Genomic DNA, 17,082 nt, shown 5'->3' with positions numbered 1-17,082 from the left:
ACACAAACATATACTTAGAGCCCATTTCTGTGACACAAACATTACCTTTGAGAAGTTTAAGCGATGACACAAACATCACCTTTCAAAAGACTGAGCGACACAAACATCACCTTTCAAAAGTCAAAAAACGATGCTTGGTTTACAACAATGATGTCATAAATCAAGTTAACTCTAGAGGGTTTGATGTTACGATTTTACGCATCTTCTCTATATTCACTTTTGTATAAATTGTAGCTGTTTTGGGGTCAGCATGACCCAAAAGATCGGCAATTGCTAACAGATCTGCTCCCTCACCGTCATTATAAAGAACGGTGGCACAGGTATGTCTTAGCTTATGTGGTGTAACTTTATGATTATTTGCTCGAACACCGGCAGCTTTAGCAATCTCCTCAATAATTAGTTCAACCGATCTTCTTGTTAACCGCTGCCCTCGTTTTTCCGAAATGAATAAAGCTGCTTCCTCTTTTCGATTGCGTTTTTGAAGAATCAATTTCCTGGTTGGTTTATAAGCTTCCAGGGCTCTTATAATTTTAGTTGTCAACACAAGTTTTCTTTCCTTATTTCCTTTACCAATGATTGTAAGCGACCCATCGTCCTCGTTGAAATTCTCGAGATCAATACTTACAAGTTCGGAAACACGCAATCCAAGTATTAAAAACAACGTAGTTATCAATGAATCTCTTTCTTTAAATTTACGTTTTGCAGCGAATTGTTCAAATTTCATGGCATCCTGTAGAGATAGACTTTTGGGAAGTCTTTCTCCAAGTTTAGGGTTTTCAATATACTGAGATACGTCATACTGGAGGTATTGTAGTTTAACGGCCCATTTAAAAAACGATTTAATAGCCGAAACGATGCGCGCCCTTGTCGCGGCCGCAAAAACTTTTCCCGATTTTGAGTTAACTTTATCTTTTGTGGATTTAGGATGTCTTAGTGTTCCTAGAAATAACTGAAGGTCATTAGCTGATACGTCTTCAATATATGTAATGTCTTTTGCTTCTTTAAGCCAGGAGGTAAGCCGTACGATCGTATGATTATAAACTTCAACGGTTCCCTTTGCGTAATTTTTGTTGACTTCTAGGTATATTGTAAAGGAATCAATCAGATTATCGATACTGTGTTTATTCATTTGGCTACGCCCCTCTCCCTTTCAATTATAACATCAATTATTTACTTCACGAAATAGTTATTTTGTGAAGTAAAGTTTTCATTTTCAGAGGAGTTTGTAAGGACTGGCTTGGATGGCGTGTTTCGCAATTCGCATACTCGTGGCAACAAATTTATATATTCCCCACAAGAGGGGACATTTTACTTTTCTTTAAGAATCGCACGTCTGAAATCAGCAAGAGTTCCAATTTTATCTTCATTGGTATACCAGACGAAATCTTCTTTGCGCGAAAAGATAAAGCGACTACAGTTCATACTGCTATAACTATTAAGAATAGCGAGATTCAAACGGCTATCAAGTACAATTTTATTTGGCATGTATTTTTCAAAACGTCCCAATAGCATAACTCGACTGCTAAGTGGTACCGTCACTTCAGTTCCAAGAAGACCATGTCCCGGAGAAGAGAAAACACCTCTTTCTTTTTTCTTAATCCAATGGAGGCTAACGGGATGGTCGGAACAAATAAAATCTCCCAATGTATTTGGACAGTAAACTATAGACCAATTCCTAGAGCTTAGAGGTTGAATGATGGCATCCATCGCATGCAATACATTGTGTACGTGATTATTGTTGTTAAAAGAAATAGAATATCTGTCTTCTTGTACAAATTCTTTTATCTTCATGTACGGCGATATTGGCAGTTTATAACCCTCATTTGCCATCCCCTTTCGTGTAGCTTCGAAACGCTCTTCGGTAGCGACCATTTCATGCATGATCGACTTCAGCATGTCTTCCATTAAGCCAGAAAAGCTCTCTCTCATTGTGGGTGTTCGTACTTCAAGAAGCGCTAAGTAATTCATAAGGTAGTTATAATCGCTGTCAACTGGCATCTGATTTGTCTCACATAGATTACGTATTATCGGTGCAGTCTTAGTTTCAAGATCCATGAATGTGTTCTCAATTAAATCTGAGGGGGTATCAGGCAACTCGATACTATAAAGTTTCTTGGAAAATGCTACACTTTTTGGTTTTGAGTCATGCTGATTTCCAGTTAGAGTATCAAACGCATAAAGTGTGCTATCTTTCGTTCCCTTTTTAGTGAAGTTTGCAAGATGAAAAATTGGTATATAGTGATGATTTCTTTTTTCCTTTTGCTCCCGCATTACAATAGTCGCTCCCTTTGTTTACATATAATTAAACGATGGATTACAGAAAGTAATTCTAAAATTACATTAAAAAAAATATTCGTTTCGCATCTGGTCTTAATCGCTCCAGACGCTCAATGTTATCGCGTTTTAGGTCAACTTTTGAATTGGGACCGGTTGTTAACCACAACGTATCATTGTACTGTTCCCCATCTATCATACCAATGAGTTCCTCACCAGTTTTCATCTTTACTTTAAGCATATAGACTTCCATTGCTTACTCCCCCCTTTCAAAATACGATTGATATTTCCAGTCTTTAACTTCATCCGGAGAGGTCTCCGATCTTGATATAAGAATTGATCTGAAATATGATTTGATTATTTAGGTAAAAGCTTATAGGTTTCTTTTACTTCGGAACTCGAGCCAGGCAGCAAACGAAAGTTAACTACATCTCCATCTTCCATATACTGAAGCTTTCTCTTGAGCAGCTCAAGGTTTTCTACTCGTGTACTTTTATATAAAGTTCTTTTCTCCTGAAGTGGGATAGTTGCACCAAGGATTAGAAGTTTTGCTTCATGTTTTTCACTGCTTTCAAAAACTTCAATTCCAGTGACTGACTTTTCCTCATACAGCTTAATGATTTTCTCTAAATCAGATTTCTGTTCAATACGAACACTTATATCCTTATAATTAAATATAATTGGAGTTTTTGAATAAATACTTTCTAGAACTTTTAGCCCTTCTCTATCATTGGCTTCCAACCGATCAGGAACTCTAAAACTAACCGAAAAGAAATCTTCATATATTTTTAGCTTTTTTAACAGTTCAATTGATTCTGTAGTTCCAATCCCATTGGGTTTTAGTTTAAAATTAGACAAATCGACTTCAACAAACGTTTCATGTGAAATAACATTTTTGATAAGGATTATACTATCTTCCTCGGCTATTTTAAAGAAGGTTTGAAAACGTAAAAGTGTATCAACTTCATTTTTGAAATTAGGGTTAATCTCGAAATGTAGTAAAGCATTTGTTTTTACTCGTGAAGTAGCATTTCGAATATCCACCCGGGGCACTTCCAATCGAATAAACAACTTTGCTCCCTCTTGTCGATGATTATTAAAGACATACATATCTTTTTTTAAATTTAGGTCAGCTAAGGTTAATTCGAAGTAAGGAATTATATCGTACCGCTCTCCACTTGTTGCTGCTATAATATGAAGAGATAGTTTTAAAGGAGCAGGTACTTCTAATGGTTTAATAACCCAGTCGAAATCAGTTATCATTTTATCAAGCAACGGTGTTTCAACTTGCTGATCAGCTATTATAGCTTGTAACGCAATTAAATCGATATGTACTACTTCTTGAGTGGCATACGCTTTTTCAAGCACATCGTCAATTGATTTTCCTTCTTGCTGCAATATATTATCCTTTAAACTAAATTGTAGATTATAGGTTAAAGGTAACTGTCTAGATGCCTCACGATTTACAGGTTCATGCTCAAAGTACATAGTGCCATCTGGAGCTTTTTTTACTCTATATCGATAATGCGGATAGCAAGGATGACTTGTTTCGACCCTCTTTTGAAATTCTTTCATAAGGTTAGCTATTTGCTCGTAATCTCCAGCTTGTGTAAGACGAGCTAGGTCTTCATATACTGAATGTTTTACCATCACATTCACTTCTGAATTGATCAAGGCAATGTTATTTTCACCGCGCTGTTTTATCCTGCTTAACCATTTCTTAAACATTTGGTTTTTACTCCTTACCATTATTTATTTCTTTGTCTTTAGTTCTTTCTGTAGCGACATCAATGGACGCATAGTTTCCATTTCCCTTTTGAACAATTTTATTAGTGGATTTATTATTATATCTAATGATTATACCAGCACCTATTATGAGCGACAGTAGTATCCCCCCTAAAACGGTAGCAATGATTCCTGAGCCTACATTGCTGACAAATGCATTCCAATCCATCTTCTCAGCCTCGTTCCTATATTATTTAAAGTCAAGCTAACAATTAATATTTGTCTTCGCTTGGTCCATCTTTCGAATCATGTTATTAAGGCAGCTTATCATGACGACTGAGATGCTGGGCCCATCAAGGTGCCGAACCTCGTCAATTGGGAGCAACGTACGATAAGAACCTTCCTATATTTTACATCAACATCAAGAAAAATTGCTATACTTTGAGTAACCAAATGTCAGCTTTATTCCAAATGTGTGAGGAGGTTATTTGAATTTTCAAAGAACTGTTTTAGCGTCGTAAAGTTTACGTCTTTGATAGATTGTATTAACTTGAAGGTAGCTGTGCCTTGTTATTAGACCTCTTTGGTACCATTACTTACATAAATTTAAATTGAACTGCTTTCTGTTCTTTGCTACCCTCTAATAATAATGATACAGCAATAGTGTATATTGGCCCCACTGTAGATGGGCCGGATGCAGAAGTAGTTAGCGGCAAGGTTGTGAAACGTAAAAAGACGCACTCTGAAATGGAACTCATTGGACACCATCTTACGTCTGACCGGGACTTTCACCAGGGTCCGGTTCGATGCAACATAACGCTTCTATGACACATTGCATTGTGGCAGTTGAAAATGATTCCTCCTCCAAACTATCAACGACCTTCGTCGCCCTCGGTCTCAATTCCCTGATGCCTCTATCAGGTTTCCTGCTGGCTTACGATCAACTACATAATTCCCGTCTCTACAGGAGAAGAAACAACTTCTTACGCCTGCTTGAAAACGTCGATTCTATTATTTTGATAAAATGATCATATGTTTTGTGACTACCAAAGCACTCACGCCTTGTTCCTCTCCTAGATACTCACTTATATTCCTTAACTCTAAGACGGGAAGTTCATTTAGCTTCCAAGCAGGAAACTCAGATTAATCAAGTAAGGAGCTATTGTACATGTTTTATTCAATCATTCGAAACAATCGATTTGTTGTTATTATGGCCGATGGCGTCGCAGAGACAGAAATACTCGAGTTACCAACCGAAACGCTTGCTGATCAGGTCGCATTTCAGTTGCAGATGGCATGGAATGATGGTGAAACGTGGGGGAAAGAAATGCTAAGAAAAGAACTTAATCCTGAGAGTAATCGATCTTACATATTGGAGACTCTATTGAAAAGAAAATCGATGAGTGAGGAGGAAAGAAAAACGGAATCAAAATTAGAAAAATTACGAATGAATGAACAAAATAGGCTTCTTATGGAACAAGTATTATCCTGGAAATCACGAGGAATAGAATAAGCAATGACTTATTTCTAACACATCATACGATAAAGAAGACATAACAGAAAAATTGAAAAGTGTCCACTTATCATTGGACACTTTGTGTTACATGTGATGTTTTGCCCCTCTCCTTTATTGAGAAGAAGCAAATTGTCTAAGCTGAGCATAGCCTGTTATTTCTGACGGATACCATGGAAGGAGCACATATTGATTTGAAGACAACTCCTCTACTCGTCTAATCCAGGAATACTCGCTCTCAGCTCGGGCTCGCAATATGGGATCCTGAGTACCGGAGAGCATCATGCTTTGGTTTACTATCCACCACTTTGTTGTAATCCCTGCTCGTTCTAAATCAGATCTTAAACGTTCTGCCTCAAAGACAGGCGTGGTTTCAGGAAGAGTGACCAGGACAACCGCCGTTTCCTTTTGGTTACGTAAACGTGGCAGTAAGTTTTTGACCGATTCTGGGATGGTTCCTGAAGAGTGAGCAATCTCTTTGTGATATGCTTCTGTTGCATCTAACAATAACAGAGTATGGCCAGACGGCGCCGTATCAATGATGATAATTTCATCTTGGGCACGATCTACTAACCCGGCAAATGCCCGGAAAACAGCAATTTCTTCGGTGCAGGGTGAATTAAGCTCTTCCGCAGCATATGCAACCCCCTGTTCATCCATCGTTTCCCTTGCCTGGCTCATGACTTCTTCCCGGTAGTTCGCGACTATATCCTCGCTCGGCCAATTCTAAAGCAAGTGCGCTGGCAACAGTTGTTTTTCCAACGCCACCTTTGCCCATCGTAAAAATTATTCGCTGTCCCTGTGATTCAACTTCGTCAATGATGGCCCTCAGTTGTGAAGTCTCTATAGTAGCTATGTCATTAACGGCCGGTTGGGCCTCCTGTTTTTGGGCAAATAATCGACGCACATTCTCCAGTCCGGTCACATTAAAGGGCGCCAGTGGTACCGCGTAGGTCGGTATTGCTAATAAACGTTCTGACATGTTAGCTAATGCAGACCGCTGTCTGCTGGCAAATGTTGTGGCCACAGCGTCTCCCTCCAGAGGCTGTAATAGCAGTCCATTCACAATAAGAATCTGATTGTTTAACCCTGTCTCTGACAGTTCACGGGAGGCACGGGCAGCTTCTTTTAAAGGTGCTGCGTCTGGCCGCGTGACCAGAATCAGCGTGGTCTTCAATGCATCGCCTAATACACTGACCGCTTGGTTATACATCTCTTTGCGGGCAGCTAAGCCGGCCAACAAGCCTCCGGTTGTCGTTCCTTCCTTACTGTTATGCAGAAAGTCGTTCCATGCATTAGGCAATTGCAGTAGTCGAAGCGTATGGCCTGTCGGGGCTGTATCGAAAATAATATAATCATAGTCTCCGGTCGACTCTTTATCGGTCAAAAGATGTGAAAACGCATTAAACGATGCGATTTCTACCGTACATGAACCAGATAACTGCTCCTCCATTTGGTTAAGGACAGCTTCCGGCAATTTCCCCCGGTAAGGTCCTATGACGTCTTCTCGGTACCGGGAGGCAGCCTCCTCAGGATCCAGATTAGCCACAAACAGACCCGGAACCCCAGGGATTTTTTTATGATTCATATCCAGGTCTGTCTCAAACACGTCCTGCAGGTTTGATGCGGGATCCGTACTTACGAGCAGGATTCGCTTGCCTTGGTCGGCAAGGACAACAGCAGTCGAACATGCGGTTGACGTTTTACCTACCCCACCTTTGCCGGTGAAGAACATAAACGGAGTCATCGGGATTTGTTCTATTGTAAATTGCGGGAAATAAGTCATGTCATCGCTCCTCTTTCTTAAAAGATTGAAATGTAATCTGCTGTTTTCCCTCCAAATGTTCGTCATCTATCCGGAACCACGTAGCCAACTCTTCGTTGGAAGGAAAAGCATGGGTTTTAACCACCGTTCCATCAAAGATGCATATGGGTAATGCATTCGGAGCTTGGATTAACAGTTGCTGCAGCGCTTGATTCGACTGAAAGTGTGTTGTATCACTTAAGAGGTTGTAGCGGTTCACATCAAACCCGAGACTCGACAACTGGTTTAATGCAACAGCAAATTGAATGGCGTTGCGCTTTTCCTCAGGATTAGTAACACCAGTCGAACAGCATCCAGCAGCTTCAAAAATCTCGAACTTTTTCATGGTAAGTTCCTCCCTCTATTCAGGCTTTTTTAACTGATTTTAGATGTTTGATCAATTTGCTGATGACAAACTTCGCGTCAGGCCCCACCCCCCTTAATGTTGCTGAGGCAAAGGAACGCTGACCTTCTAAACCGACAAAATAAAGCCCAGGGACGGTTAGACTAACTCCTGCTGTCTGTGATGGCTTCCCGTCGTTATCAAGGGCTCCCAGAGGCCTTAAAAAGGGAAGGCTGGGTCGATACCCCGTAGCAAAAATGACGGTATCGACTTTCTCTCGCTTTCCATTGGACCAAACGACGCCTTCATTATCAAAAGATGAGAACATCTGGAGTTGATCCGGCCTACCTGATTCCAGTTTTGTTTTGTATTCTCCTAAATCGGCTGCTGCTGTCGGAGCCGGAGCTTTTTTGCCTAAACGCCAGAACGGGAACGTGTCTAAGCCGGTTCCTCTCAACCAATAATGGAGGTCAATACCCAATACCTTTTGTTTAACAAACGCTACGGGCTTCAGTACAGCCAGTGTCGTATGACTGCTATCAGATAACTCTACGGCAATTTGCACGGCAGAGTTACCTCTCCCCACGACAACTACTCGTTGATCTTTAAAAGGCTCTGTATTACGGTACAGAGAGGAGTGAAGTACCTTCCCTTGGAAAAGGTCCCTGCCTTTAATATCAGGCGTGTAAGGGCTGTGAAACGAGCCGGAAGCATTAATAATTGTTCTTGTCAGATAAACGTCACCGGTGCCCGTGCGGATTTCAAAACCCTCCTTGCTTTTCTCTATAGCCGTCACTTTTTGATTTAGCCGAATGGGTAGATGAAAGCTTTTGGCATAGTCATTTAGGTACTGGATGACCTCATTTCGCAACGGATAGTGCGTGCTCTCTGCAGCTATCTTCATTCCTGGGAGAGAGGATAAGGAGGCCGGAGAGAATAGTTTTAAACTGTCATAATAATAGGGCCAAGATCCCCCCACTTGACCACTAGCCTCCAGGATCAAGAATTGAAGTTCATTTTTCATTAAATAGTAACCGGAAGCCATACCAGCCTGACCTCCGCCAATTACGATAACATCCCATACGTTAGTCATAGTAAGTTCCCTCATTTATTTGTAAAATGCAAGTAATTTCGAAGTAACTTGCTTGTCCAATGGCATACACGCATTATCTTCATAAGCATATGAATCGGATCTTCTTAGGATTCTTCTTAGGATAATAGTTGTAAATTGCAAGTATTAAAGGCGTGCGGTCTACCCTTGTGAGGGCATACAACACAAACGGGATTTCCCCATCGCTTCGTTGAGTAACTGAATGGAACGAATGACGGTCTCCCTTTCAACTTCATTCATATGGGAGAAGATATCGTTTAAATAGGTTTTCATTTGCTCATCGATCGCAGCTGCAACAAATTTGCCTTCGGTTGTTAAGGACAGGATATAGATTCTTCGATCTGTGACGTTTGGGGTTTTCTTAATCAAATTCATCTTTATCAACGACTGAATTTGGCGGCTGAACGTCGTAATATCCGTCCCTAATGTTTCGGCGACATGTTGAATGGATGGTTGATGCTGACGGTCAATTTCATAAAGAATATGGCTCTGAATTAGTGAGATGTCGAACCCACCAGCAGAACAGCAGTTTTTATTTAAAAAGCCGAACCGACGGGTCATAATTTGAATGAGCTCCCGAACGTTTTCCATCGTGAATCACCTCACGTATAGTTATATCGCAAATAGTTGTAATTTGCAAGTATCGTTCTATTGAATCAATTATTCGTGAACTTAAGGTGTTAAACTGTAGTGTTTGATCTAAACCGAATTGAAGAATTCTCATCTTAATGATCCATTAAAAGAATCAGCTTCGGACAAACCTGGATAAATAAAGTCTTTGTCCGAAGTTGATTCCTCCAACTATCTTTCTCAGTTAGTTAAATAAATAACATTTTAGATTTGGCAATGTTAATCCCTAAGATATTTGTGCTTTTTTAAGAGATGGGAAGACAGTTGATAATACTTCTACTCTCATTTCCTCAATAGTTAAGAACCTTTTTTCCTTATCCGGCGATATAGCCTTTAGAATAAATGCTTTCAATGCTTCATTTTTTTCACGGTGATAATTAGTTGATCGTCCAGTAACAATAAAGTAAATCACTTGTCCAAGCGCGTATGTCTCATGCCTAATTTCGTAATTTTCAAATCCAATGGCTGTTAAATCAGTAATGTCATTTAGAGACCCTTTTATTTCGGTACCTTTTCTAGTTAGTGTACTGTCAGGTCGTTTTACTAGGCCGAAGTCAGAGACCTTTAATAAGGTTTGACCGTCATCATAGTTTTTAACTAATATATTTGTATAACTTATGTCCCTGTGAAGCAAACCCTTTGAATGTATATATTCAAAAGCTCTTAATAGTTGTATTACTAAATATCTTCTTGTTTCTAGATTTAAATTGTTATTGTGCCTTTTCAGGATGAAATCCTCTAAGGTATCATCTGCTAGCTCCATAACATATTCATTTTCTTCATCGTCATAGCGGTATGCTTTAATAATAAATGGGGAATCTAGGTTTTTTAAATCATTAAACTCTTCCTTAAACCTTTCAAGCTCGTCAGGACGTAAGTTCTTTAAAGCTCTTTTCACAGCAAAACTACAATTGTAATAAAAGTCATCGTATTTGAAAACTTTAGCGTATGAACCGTTCCCGACTTGTTCCAATTTAACATTTTGATTTATTGGAGTCGTGATGCTTATAGAAGTGGTGAGAATAAAAATTGGTTCAGACTCTATTATTTCAATTTCTGAAAAATCTTCGGGGATCGAAGAACCTCCAGATCGCGACAGAAACAACCTACACCTCTCCATTATCCTCATATAATAGTGGTGTATTTCGAAAGGATATTCACTTTTAAGGTTTGCCTGAAGCATTCTTAAACGCTCAATTATTTCGTAGAGTGATCTGCTTGGGTCGGCATTATAATGTCCACCGTATCCTGAATTGTTCTTATCGTTCATAAACTTAAATAAGCTATTTAATTCGTAATGTGCAATTGAAAAAATATGTTTCAGTTTTTCATTAGCGATATTTTCATAGAAACTTTGATATAATAAAGCATTTTCAGAAGCAATTTTATCAAAAAAAGTGGAACTTTGTATTCTTAAGAAAGTTTCTATATTACTAATATTACTCTCCCCCTGCTTACTGTTGTCGATCCTATTTCCATCTTATCCTAATACTATCACAACATTGCTATTTTCATTGAACTAATTTTCCCGTTAGTCTAATCAAATCTAAGACTCCCCGGATAAAGAAAAGGCTGCGTCTAATGACGACAGCCCTCACACCCTTCAGCCCTAGTGAGATTCAAACAACTTTTTTAATGCTTCCCGTTGAGGTTCGCGAATCTGAATGATAGGCCGAATCTCTTTAGCGATACGTTCAGCTTCTTCAATGGACGAGGCTTTCCCTAACGCAATTAGTGCGCCTATTGAGACGGCACCTGTTCGGCCCTTTCCACCCCCACAATGAAATGCGACCTTCTGGCCTTCCCGATAAGCCGTCACAACCTGATTAATGGCCTCTTGAAACAAGTCTTCTTGCGGTGTTTCCGAGTTGTCTCCAATTCCAACCTTGATCCATGTCGCATCCGTTTCCGGGTAGGCGCATTCGGTTGCTTCTTCACGAAGATCGACAATAACTTCACACTTTTCATCCAAAACCATATCTTTAACGTCGGCCGCGCCACCCATGAAAATCCGATCCTCTATTAGTGCATGATACGTCTTCATCGTAAATACTCCTTTACTTCTTCTGAAATGATGTGAATTCAACCGATACAGGGGCCGCAGGGGGAGCGCAACAAAGGGACAGGTCCCGAGGATCCCCTGCAGACTCAAACTCAGAATCCTCTTTGGTGTAAAAGATCTCCCACGCGTTTCCATCAGGATCATAGACCCACACTTTGTCTTGAACAGCATAACAACACGTTGTGTTCATCTCATCAATAGTCAATAGTTCCGATTGCCGGAGACGTTCTCCCATCGCGAGAACATCTTCGGTAGTATTCACTTGGAAACCCAGGTGGTTTAATACACCATTTTTCTCAAACGGTCGGACATTCAAAGAGAAATGTAAAGCTGGTTCATCCAATTCAAATTTGGCATAGTTATCTTTGATCTTTACAGGTTCTACCCCAAAGAAGTTTCGATAGAAGGTTAGCGACTTTTCCAGATCCGTACAATTCACAGCCACATGCATGCGTTGAATCATAACCGTGTTTCCTCCCTTGTTTAGAGTGTTATACTCCAGTCATGTACACGATTGCCCTCCAGAAATTTCTCGACATCCAGCGCAGCCATACAGCCCGATCCGGCTGCGGTGATCGCTTGGCGATACGTATGATCCTGGACGTCGCCACAAGCAAATACACCGGCTATATTCGTTTCTGTCGTCCCTGGCTTAACGAGGATGTATCCTGTTTCATCTGTCTGTAGCTCATCACCCAGGAAGCCTGTGTTCGGGGTATGGCCAATCGCAACGAATATGCCGTCCGTTTGAATGACTTTCTCTTCACCGGTAGTGGCATCCTGTCCTTTTAAACCAACCACGCCGTGTTCGCCAGCGAGCACTTCGACTGGGATGGTGTTTAATGCCCACTCAATTTTAGGGTTGGCTCGTGCGCGATCTTGCATAATCTTTGAAGCGCGCATCTCATTTCGACGGTGGACGACGGTTACCTTAGCGGCAAACTTTGTTAGAAAGTTGGCTTCCTCCATGGCAGAGTCACCACCGCCAATGACAACAATCTCTTTCCCTCTAAAGAAGAAACCGTCGCAGGTTGCGCATGTGCTAACGCCGCGGCCAATATTTTCTTTCTCTCCCGGAATGCCAAGGAGTTTTGCTGAAGCACCGGTGGAGATGATTAACGATTCTGTTTGCAAATCACCCATGCCGTCTACCGAGAGGGTAAACGGTCGATTCGTAAAGTCAACGCTGGTCACCCATCCCCGATGAAACTCAGCACCGAATCGTTCCGCTTGTTTCCGCATATTATTCATAAGTTCTGGCCCCATGATTCCCTCAGGAAACCCCGGGAAATTCTCGACCTCGGTCGTAAGGGTCAATTGTCCGCCTGGTTCAGGCCCCTCAATCACGATGGGCTCAAGATTGGCACGGGCCAAATAAATGGCAGCCGTCAAACCGGCCGGTCCCGTACCAATTATTACTGTTTTATGCATCGCGACCCCTCCCTACTTTAGTCTCCTTCAGCAGCAAATCGCTGGATACGTGCCTCAATCTGGTCTCGAACTCGTTGAAACACTGCCCATTTCTCCTCGTCCGCGCCGGTTGCTTTAGCGGGGTCATCGAATCCCCAATGATATCGTGTCACATGCGGAGGCGTCATCGGACATTTATCGTTTGCATCGCCACAAAGCGTAATGACGACGTCTGCTTTATTCAAAATCTCTGGATCAATCACATCCGAGGTTTGTTGGCTTATATCGATGCCCTTCTCTGCCATGGCTTTAACCGCCTTGGGGTTTAATCCATGTGCTTCGATACCTGCGCTATAAACGTCATATTCTTCGCCGAGGTGTTGATGTCCAAAACCTTCTGCCATCTGACTGCGGCACGAGTTACCGGTACAAAGGAAGTAAATAATTTTTTTATTCATGTGAACGTCTCCTCTTGAATCGAATTTAGTTGATGATCCAAAGCCATAACGACAAGGCGGTCAAAGTAATGAACAATGTTGGCACGGTTAAGATGATGCCAACTCTAAAGTAATATCCCCATGTTATTTTCACACCTTTACGCGAGAGCACATGCAGCCATAACAAGGTAGCTAATGAACCGATAGGGGTGATTTTAGGTCCAAGATCCGAGCCAATGACATTGGCGTAAATCAAGGCTTCCCGAATGATTCCCTCTGTTCCTGTCCCTTGGATGGCAAGCGCATTGATCATCACGGTCGGCATGTTGTTCATGAAGGAAGAGAGCACGGCGGCAATAAAGCCCATGCCGATCGTAGTCACATACAAGCCTTGGTCGGCGACTTGTTCAATGATCTGACCTAACTGATCGGTGAGACCTACATTGCGCAAACCATAAACAACGACGTACATACCGATGGAGAAAACAACGACAGACCATGGCGCGTCTTTGATGATCTTTGTTGTGGCCACCGCTTTGCTCCCACGAGCTGCGATAATAAAAAGTATCGCGACGACCATGGCAACGATCGAGACGGGGACATGAATAAATTCACTGACGAGATAGGCAACCAATAACACAGCCAAAATGATCCAGGATAAGCGAAAGAGTTGGTGATCTTTAATCGCTTCCCGAGGGGCTCGTAAATGCTTCACATCATAGTTTTTCGGAATGCTTTTTCGGAAGAAAAGATACAAGACGATAATACTAGCCGCTATAGAGAAAAGATTCGGTACAAACATGCGCGTGGCATACTGTACAAAACCGATGCCAAAATAGTCGGCAGAGACAATATTGACCAGGTTACTGACGATGAGCGGCAATGATGCCGTGTCAGCGATAAAACCGCTGGCCATAATAAATGGTAAGATCATCCGCTCATCGAACTTCAGCGCCCTTACCATCGATAATACGATCGGCGTTAGGATAAGAGCTGCACCGTCGTTCGCAAAGAAAGCAGCAACCAATGCGCCAAGCAGAACGACATAAACAAACATTAAGGTGCCATTGCCTCGGGCTAGCCTGGCCATATGTAGGGCAGACCATTCAAAAAAACCAATTTCGTCGAGAATGAGTGAGATGAGAATGATGGCTACAAAGGCCAGTGTCGCATTCCACACAATCAATGTCACATCCTGGACATCACTGAAACTAACGACACCAAAGAGCAGTGCAAGCACGGCACCGCCTGCAGCAGACCAGCCGATGTTCAATCCTTTCGGCTGCCAGATGACGAAAATTAACGTCACAACAAATAATACCGACGCTATGATTAACATAATTCCTCCTTAACAGCTAACAGCTTTCTGACTGAAATTGCATGGCTTGGTGTTTCATCGATGGGACGTCATTTAAAATGTCGGATATATAAGGTTTGTTATCACGGTTTATGGCATAGTAAATCCACTGGCCTCGCCGTTTTTCGCGGACCAGATTGCCGGTTTTTAACTTACGTAAATGCTGGCTAATATTAGGTTGTGTGGACTCTAGTGCAGCTGCAATGTCACAAACGCACATTTCTTTTTCTTTGAGTAGCGCTAGTATCATTAATCGCGTTTTGTCAGATAGCAGCTTCAGTTCTTCAGCCACAGCAGCATAACTAAGCATGGTTACTCCCCTCCTATCCCCTTTATCGCTTCTGATTTCACCTTTATTATACTCATATAATTATATAAGTAAAGGTTTATATATAAATCAGAGATATACGATTTTTAAACGGCATGGAGTCATGAAGAAAAGGCTTAAAAGATAATTAACTTGTCATTCATATAATAACATGTTTATATATTGATATAAAGATTTTCTAGAAAGGCGGTCTGAAACATCATGCTAAAGGTGCTCTTGGTTGAAGGTGATTTGTACTTCTCCTCCTTCGTTCAACAAGGGTTAGAACGTGAAGGCCATTATGATGTTGAGGTTGCTAAAACGGTTGAGGACTCCTTTCAAAAGGTGATTGAAAACAAGTATGATCTTATCATTTTGGATATAACGATTGGCGGAGGGAGAATGGGTCTTGATATGCTAAGGTCTCTTCGTTATCGAAGCTTGATGGTCCCTGTTTTAATCCTTTCCATGTATGACCGGGAACCGGAGGTAATCGAGGGGCTTATTGCGGGAGCAAATGATTATTTAGCGAAGCCTTTTAGCGTGACGGAGTTGCTCGGAAAGATCTCGAACCTCAACACAAGATCCGCTTATGCTAAGAAACCTAATTGGTCATCTAAAGGTGGATTAACCAGTGGGGTAGTTATTCATCCCCAGTTGCCTGCGATTGAAATCAAAGGGGTCACTGCCCCCCTGCCACCGATCGAATACGAACTGTTCATAAACCTCGCGAAGCAACCGGGAATCATCTTATCCAAGGAGCATTTACTACATAGTGTTTGGGGAAGTAATTTTATGGACGGGAACAGAACCTTAGAGATTCATATAAACTCGTTAAGGCGTCGCCTAGCTCGCTTTCAGGAAGCCATTCGTATTGAATCGTTTCGCGGCGGCTATCGCTATTTGTGCTCTGGGCCGTGGTGTCAAATAAGACACAGGAGCAATTAAATTAGTCGCATACAGTTGTAGCGAGTTGTTGATCCAGCCACTCCAGCTTTTCGGCTTGCGAAGGAATGCTTTCAAGTACGTCCTTCACGTAAGGTTTATCTTCAAGGCTTAAGGAGTAATACACCCATTTGCCTCTCCGATATTCGTTTACAAGTCCGCCAGCCTTCATTTTCCTCAAATGCTGGCTTATGCTAGGCTGTGACATTTGCATAATATCGACAAGATTGCAGACGCAAAGCTCTCTTTCCTTCAATAAGCCCAGAATGGTTAATCTTGATTTATCGCCAAGGAGTTTGAATGTCTCAGCCATGGTATCCAATGAATCCATCCGGATCACCTCCATGTAACACATAATTATTTAATTATAATATAATGTGTCCGGAAAATCTAATAACCTTATATTCTTAATTCAGGATTAGATCAGTTGTGACAAGAGCTTGTTTGCTAAAACTAAACCCCATACTAGGCGTGGGGTTTAAAAGAAAAATATAGACCAATGACGAATCGAGATCCCCGGATAGGATTCTTGGTTGCTATTACAGGCTAGCGTTTCGATTGATCATCAGTTAACCATTCCGGCAAAAGAAGTTTAGCAGGATCGCGTCCCATCTCGATTAGTTTTGCGCGCCTTTCTGCTTCTACTTTCTTTACAAAATCGTAATTTCCATCAATCGAATAAACTTGACGATACGATCTTTCTATTTGCATAATATTCAAACTGTGTACACTCTCTAAATTAGAAATTCGAATTCTTTTATTTTTTAATAGGCGTTTATCTCGGTGTTGTTTCTCACCTTGTTTCTTTTAAAAAACATCAATACAATCTCTGGAGTAAGAGGAAACGAGACCTCATCACTAAGATCCCATATACGTAATGAGTTATTTTTCTCAGCTAGACTATCCATGCTCTCTCTTTGAGCCACCGGATGGTCTGAAGTATAAAACTTTTCATCTGTATCATTTATCCCTATTACCCAATAGTATTCTTCAAGCAAGCGCTTTTTCAGTTGTTCTACATAATAATGGTTATGTACTAACACACCTAAGTGCTCTATTTGGGAATTAAGGCCAAATGTAATTGGCTCATATAATTCTACACCTGTACCTGCACGTATATACTCTTCTCGAAATTTACGAGTTCGTATATGTTGGTAAGCAACA

At 41.2% G+C, this 17,082-nt stretch carries 19 protein-coding genes and 1 pseudogene; 2 read left to right on the top strand and 18 right to left on the bottom strand.

Translation table 11 applies throughout. The features are described from left to right. Positions 1–160 precede the first annotated feature (160 nt). From ABC336_RS00100 to ABC336_RS00080, 5 genes are all read right to left on the bottom strand, one after another. The gene (locus ABC336_RS00100) at positions 161–1,129 is read right to left on the bottom strand and encodes a tyrosine-type recombinase/integrase (RefSeq protein WP_413236713.1); all 969 of its coding nucleotides are present in this window, start codon (positions 1,127–1,129) and stop codon (positions 161–163) included. Positions 1,130–1,308: 179 nt separating this feature from the next. Beyond that, on the bottom strand, positions 1,309–2,271 hold the full coding sequence (locus ABC336_RS00095) for a DUF4238 domain-containing protein (protein WP_413236712.1): 963 nt from the start codon (positions 2,269–2,271) through the stop codon (positions 1,309–1,311). Between the two features lie 64 nt (positions 2,272–2,335). Continuing rightward, positions 2,336–2,527 (bottom strand): hypothetical protein, encoded by a 192-nt coding sequence (locus tag ABC336_RS00090; protein ID WP_413236711.1) that lies wholly within the window; start codon positions 2,525–2,527, stop codon positions 2,336–2,338. 104 nt (positions 2,528–2,631) lie between these two features. Further along, entirely contained in the window at positions 2,632–4,002 is a 1,371-nt protein-coding gene (locus ABC336_RS00085; protein ID WP_413236710.1) for a hypothetical protein, read from the bottom strand. 7 nt (positions 4,003–4,009) lie between these two features. Beyond that, the gene (locus ABC336_RS00080; RefSeq protein WP_413236709.1) at positions 4,010–4,228 is read right to left on the bottom strand and encodes a hypothetical protein; all 219 of its coding nucleotides are present in this window, start codon (positions 4,226–4,228) and stop codon (positions 4,010–4,012) included. Between the two features lie 939 nt (positions 4,229–5,167). Between ABC336_RS00080 and ABC336_RS00075 the strand changes: the two genes are divergently transcribed. Further along, positions 5,168–5,512, top strand: coding sequence for a hypothetical protein (locus ABC336_RS00075; protein WP_413236708.1), 345 nt, complete (start codon positions 5,168–5,170; stop codon positions 5,510–5,512). Positions 5,513–5,626: 114 nt separating this feature from the next. Here ABC336_RS00075 and ABC336_RS00070 read toward each other — a convergent pair. From ABC336_RS00070 to ABC336_RS00020, 11 genes and pseudogenes are all read right to left on the bottom strand, one after another. After that, positions 5,627–7,298 (bottom strand): annotated as a pseudogene (locus ABC336_RS00070) (TRC40/GET3/ArsA family transport-energizing ATPase). A 1-nt stretch (position 7,299) separates the two neighbouring features. After that, positions 7,300–7,662: an arsenic metallochaperone ArsD family protein gene (locus ABC336_RS00065; RefSeq protein ID WP_413236707.1), complete on the bottom strand. Its 363-nt coding sequence runs from the start codon at positions 7,660–7,662 to the stop codon at positions 7,300–7,302. A gap of 19 nt (positions 7,663–7,681) precedes the next feature. Then, on the bottom strand, positions 7,682–8,752 hold the full coding sequence (locus tag ABC336_RS00060) for a flavin-containing monooxygenase (protein ID WP_413236706.1): 1,071 nt from the start codon (positions 8,750–8,752) through the stop codon (positions 7,682–7,684). A gap of 159 nt (positions 8,753–8,911) precedes the next feature. Beyond that, on the bottom strand, positions 8,912–9,361 hold the full coding sequence (locus ABC336_RS00055) for a MarR family winged helix-turn-helix transcriptional regulator (protein WP_413236705.1): 450 nt from the start codon (positions 9,359–9,361) through the stop codon (positions 8,912–8,914). A 265-nt stretch (positions 9,362–9,626) separates the two neighbouring features. Further along, the gene (locus ABC336_RS00050) at positions 9,627–10,670 is read right to left on the bottom strand and encodes a serine/threonine protein kinase (RefSeq protein WP_413236704.1); all 1,044 of its coding nucleotides are present in this window, start codon (positions 10,668–10,670) and stop codon (positions 9,627–9,629) included. Between the two features lie 339 nt (positions 10,671–11,009). Next, on the bottom strand, positions 11,010–11,444 hold the full coding sequence (locus tag ABC336_RS00045; RefSeq protein WP_413236703.1) for a protein-tyrosine phosphatase family protein: 435 nt from the start codon (positions 11,442–11,444) through the stop codon (positions 11,010–11,012). 13 nt (positions 11,445–11,457) lie between these two features. Next, the gene (locus tag ABC336_RS00040) at positions 11,458–11,922 is read right to left on the bottom strand and encodes an ArsI/CadI family heavy metal resistance metalloenzyme (protein ID WP_413242399.1); all 465 of its coding nucleotides are present in this window, start codon (positions 11,920–11,922) and stop codon (positions 11,458–11,460) included. Between the two features lie 23 nt (positions 11,923–11,945). Beyond that, entirely contained in the window at positions 11,946–12,893 is a 948-nt protein-coding gene (trxB, locus tag ABC336_RS00035; RefSeq protein WP_413236702.1) for a thioredoxin-disulfide reductase, read from the bottom strand. Positions 12,894–12,910: 17 nt separating this feature from the next. Continuing rightward, positions 12,911–13,330 (bottom strand): arsenate reductase (thioredoxin), encoded by a 420-nt coding sequence (gene arsC / locus ABC336_RS00030; RefSeq protein WP_413236701.1) that lies wholly within the window; start codon positions 13,328–13,330, stop codon positions 12,911–12,913. A 25-nt stretch (positions 13,331–13,355) separates the two neighbouring features. Further along, on the bottom strand, positions 13,356–14,648 hold the full coding sequence (locus tag ABC336_RS00025) for an arsenic transporter (protein ID WP_413236700.1): 1,293 nt from the start codon (positions 14,646–14,648) through the stop codon (positions 13,356–13,358). A 16-nt stretch (positions 14,649–14,664) separates the two neighbouring features. Next, a complete protein-coding gene (locus ABC336_RS00020) occupies positions 14,665–14,976 on the bottom strand; it encodes an ArsR/SmtB family transcription factor (protein WP_413236699.1) in 312 nt (103 codons plus the stop codon). A gap of 219 nt (positions 14,977–15,195) precedes the next feature. On the opposite strand from ABC336_RS00020, the gene ABC336_RS00015 reads away from it, so the two are divergent. Next, positions 15,196–15,921 carry a response regulator transcription factor gene (locus tag ABC336_RS00015; RefSeq protein ID WP_413236698.1) on the top strand — a complete coding sequence of 242 codons (726 nt, stop codon included), beginning with the start codon at positions 15,196–15,198 and terminating at the stop codon, positions 15,919–15,921. A gap of 1 nt (position 15,922) precedes the next feature. Here ABC336_RS00015 and ABC336_RS00010 read toward each other — a convergent pair whose 3' ends face one another. Both ABC336_RS00010 and ABC336_RS00005 read right to left on the bottom strand, forming a co-directional pair. Further along, a complete protein-coding gene (locus tag ABC336_RS00010; protein WP_413236697.1) occupies positions 15,923–16,249 on the bottom strand; it encodes an ArsR/SmtB family transcription factor in 327 nt (108 codons plus the stop codon). 433 nt (positions 16,250–16,682) lie between these two features. Beyond that, positions 16,683–17,082 (bottom strand): DUF4238 domain-containing protein (locus ABC336_RS00005; RefSeq protein ID WP_413236696.1); only part of this gene is annotated, 400 nt, incomplete at its 5' end.

The organism is Paenibacillus jepli (assembly GCF_047238105.1).
GTDB lineage: Bacteria > Bacillota > Bacilli > Paenibacillales > Paenibacillaceae > Paenibacillus_D.
The sequence above is the reverse complement of the archived record's forward strand: the minus strand, read 5'-3'. Positions and strand labels throughout refer to the sequence as shown.

Excerpts from the sequence above, each read along its gene's own strand:
- ABC336_RS00045 (WP_413236703.1), bottom strand. The coding sequence starts at position 11,444 with ATGAAGACGTATCATGCACTAATAGAGGATCGGATTTTCATGGGTGGC.
- trxB (WP_413236702.1), bottom strand. The coding sequence starts at position 12,893 with ATGCATAAAACAGTAATAATTGGTACGGGACCGGCCGGTTTGACGGCT.
- ABC336_RS00025 (WP_413236700.1), bottom strand. The coding sequence starts at position 14,648 with ATGTTAATCATAGCGTCGGTATTATTTGTTGTGACGTTAATTTTCGTC.
- ABC336_RS00095 (WP_413236712.1), bottom strand. The coding sequence starts at position 2,271 with ATGCGGGAGCAAAAGGAAAAAAGAAATCATCACTATATACCAATTTTT.
- ABC336_RS00065 (WP_413236707.1), bottom strand. The coding sequence starts at position 7,662 with ATGAAAAAGTTCGAGATTTTTGAAGCTGCTGGATGCTGTTCGACTGGT.
- ABC336_RS00060 (WP_413236706.1), bottom strand. The coding sequence starts at position 8,752 with ATGACTAACGTATGGGATGTTATCGTAATTGGCGGAGGTCAGGCTGGT.
- arsC (WP_413236701.1), bottom strand. The coding sequence starts at position 13,330 with ATGAATAAAAAAATTATTTACTTCCTTTGTACCGGTAACTCGTGCCGC.
- ABC336_RS00010 (WP_413236697.1), bottom strand. The coding sequence starts at position 16,249 with ATGGATTCATTGGATACCATGGCTGAGACATTCAAACTCCTTGGCGAT.
- ABC336_RS00055 (WP_413236705.1), bottom strand. The coding sequence starts at position 9,361 with ATGGAAAACGTTCGGGAGCTCATTCAAATTATGACCCGTCGGTTCGGC.
- ABC336_RS00015 (WP_413236698.1), top strand. The coding sequence starts at position 15,196 with ATGCTAAAGGTGCTCTTGGTTGAAGGTGATTTGTACTTCTCCTCCTTC.
- ABC336_RS00080 (WP_413236709.1), bottom strand. The coding sequence starts at position 4,228 with ATGGATTGGAATGCATTTGTCAGCAATGTAGGCTCAGGAATCATTGCT.
- ABC336_RS00100 (WP_413236713.1), bottom strand. The coding sequence starts at position 1,129 with ATGAATAAACACAGTATCGATAATCTGATTGATTCCTTTACAATATAC.
- ABC336_RS00085 (WP_413236710.1), bottom strand. The coding sequence starts at position 4,002 with ATGTTTAAGAAATGGTTAAGCAGGATAAAACAGCGCGGTGAAAATAAC.
- ABC336_RS00090 (WP_413236711.1), bottom strand. The coding sequence starts at position 2,527 with ATGGAAGTCTATATGCTTAAAGTAAAGATGAAAACTGGTGAGGAACTC.
- ABC336_RS00075 (WP_413236708.1), top strand. The coding sequence starts at position 5,168 with ATGTTTTATTCAATCATTCGAAACAATCGATTTGTTGTTATTATGGCC.
- ABC336_RS00050 (WP_413236704.1), bottom strand. The coding sequence starts at position 10,670 with ATGAACGATAAGAACAATTCAGGATACGGTGGACATTATAATGCCGAC.
- ABC336_RS00020 (WP_413236699.1), bottom strand. The coding sequence starts at position 14,976 with ATGCTTAGTTATGCTGCTGTGGCTGAAGAACTGAAGCTGCTATCTGAC.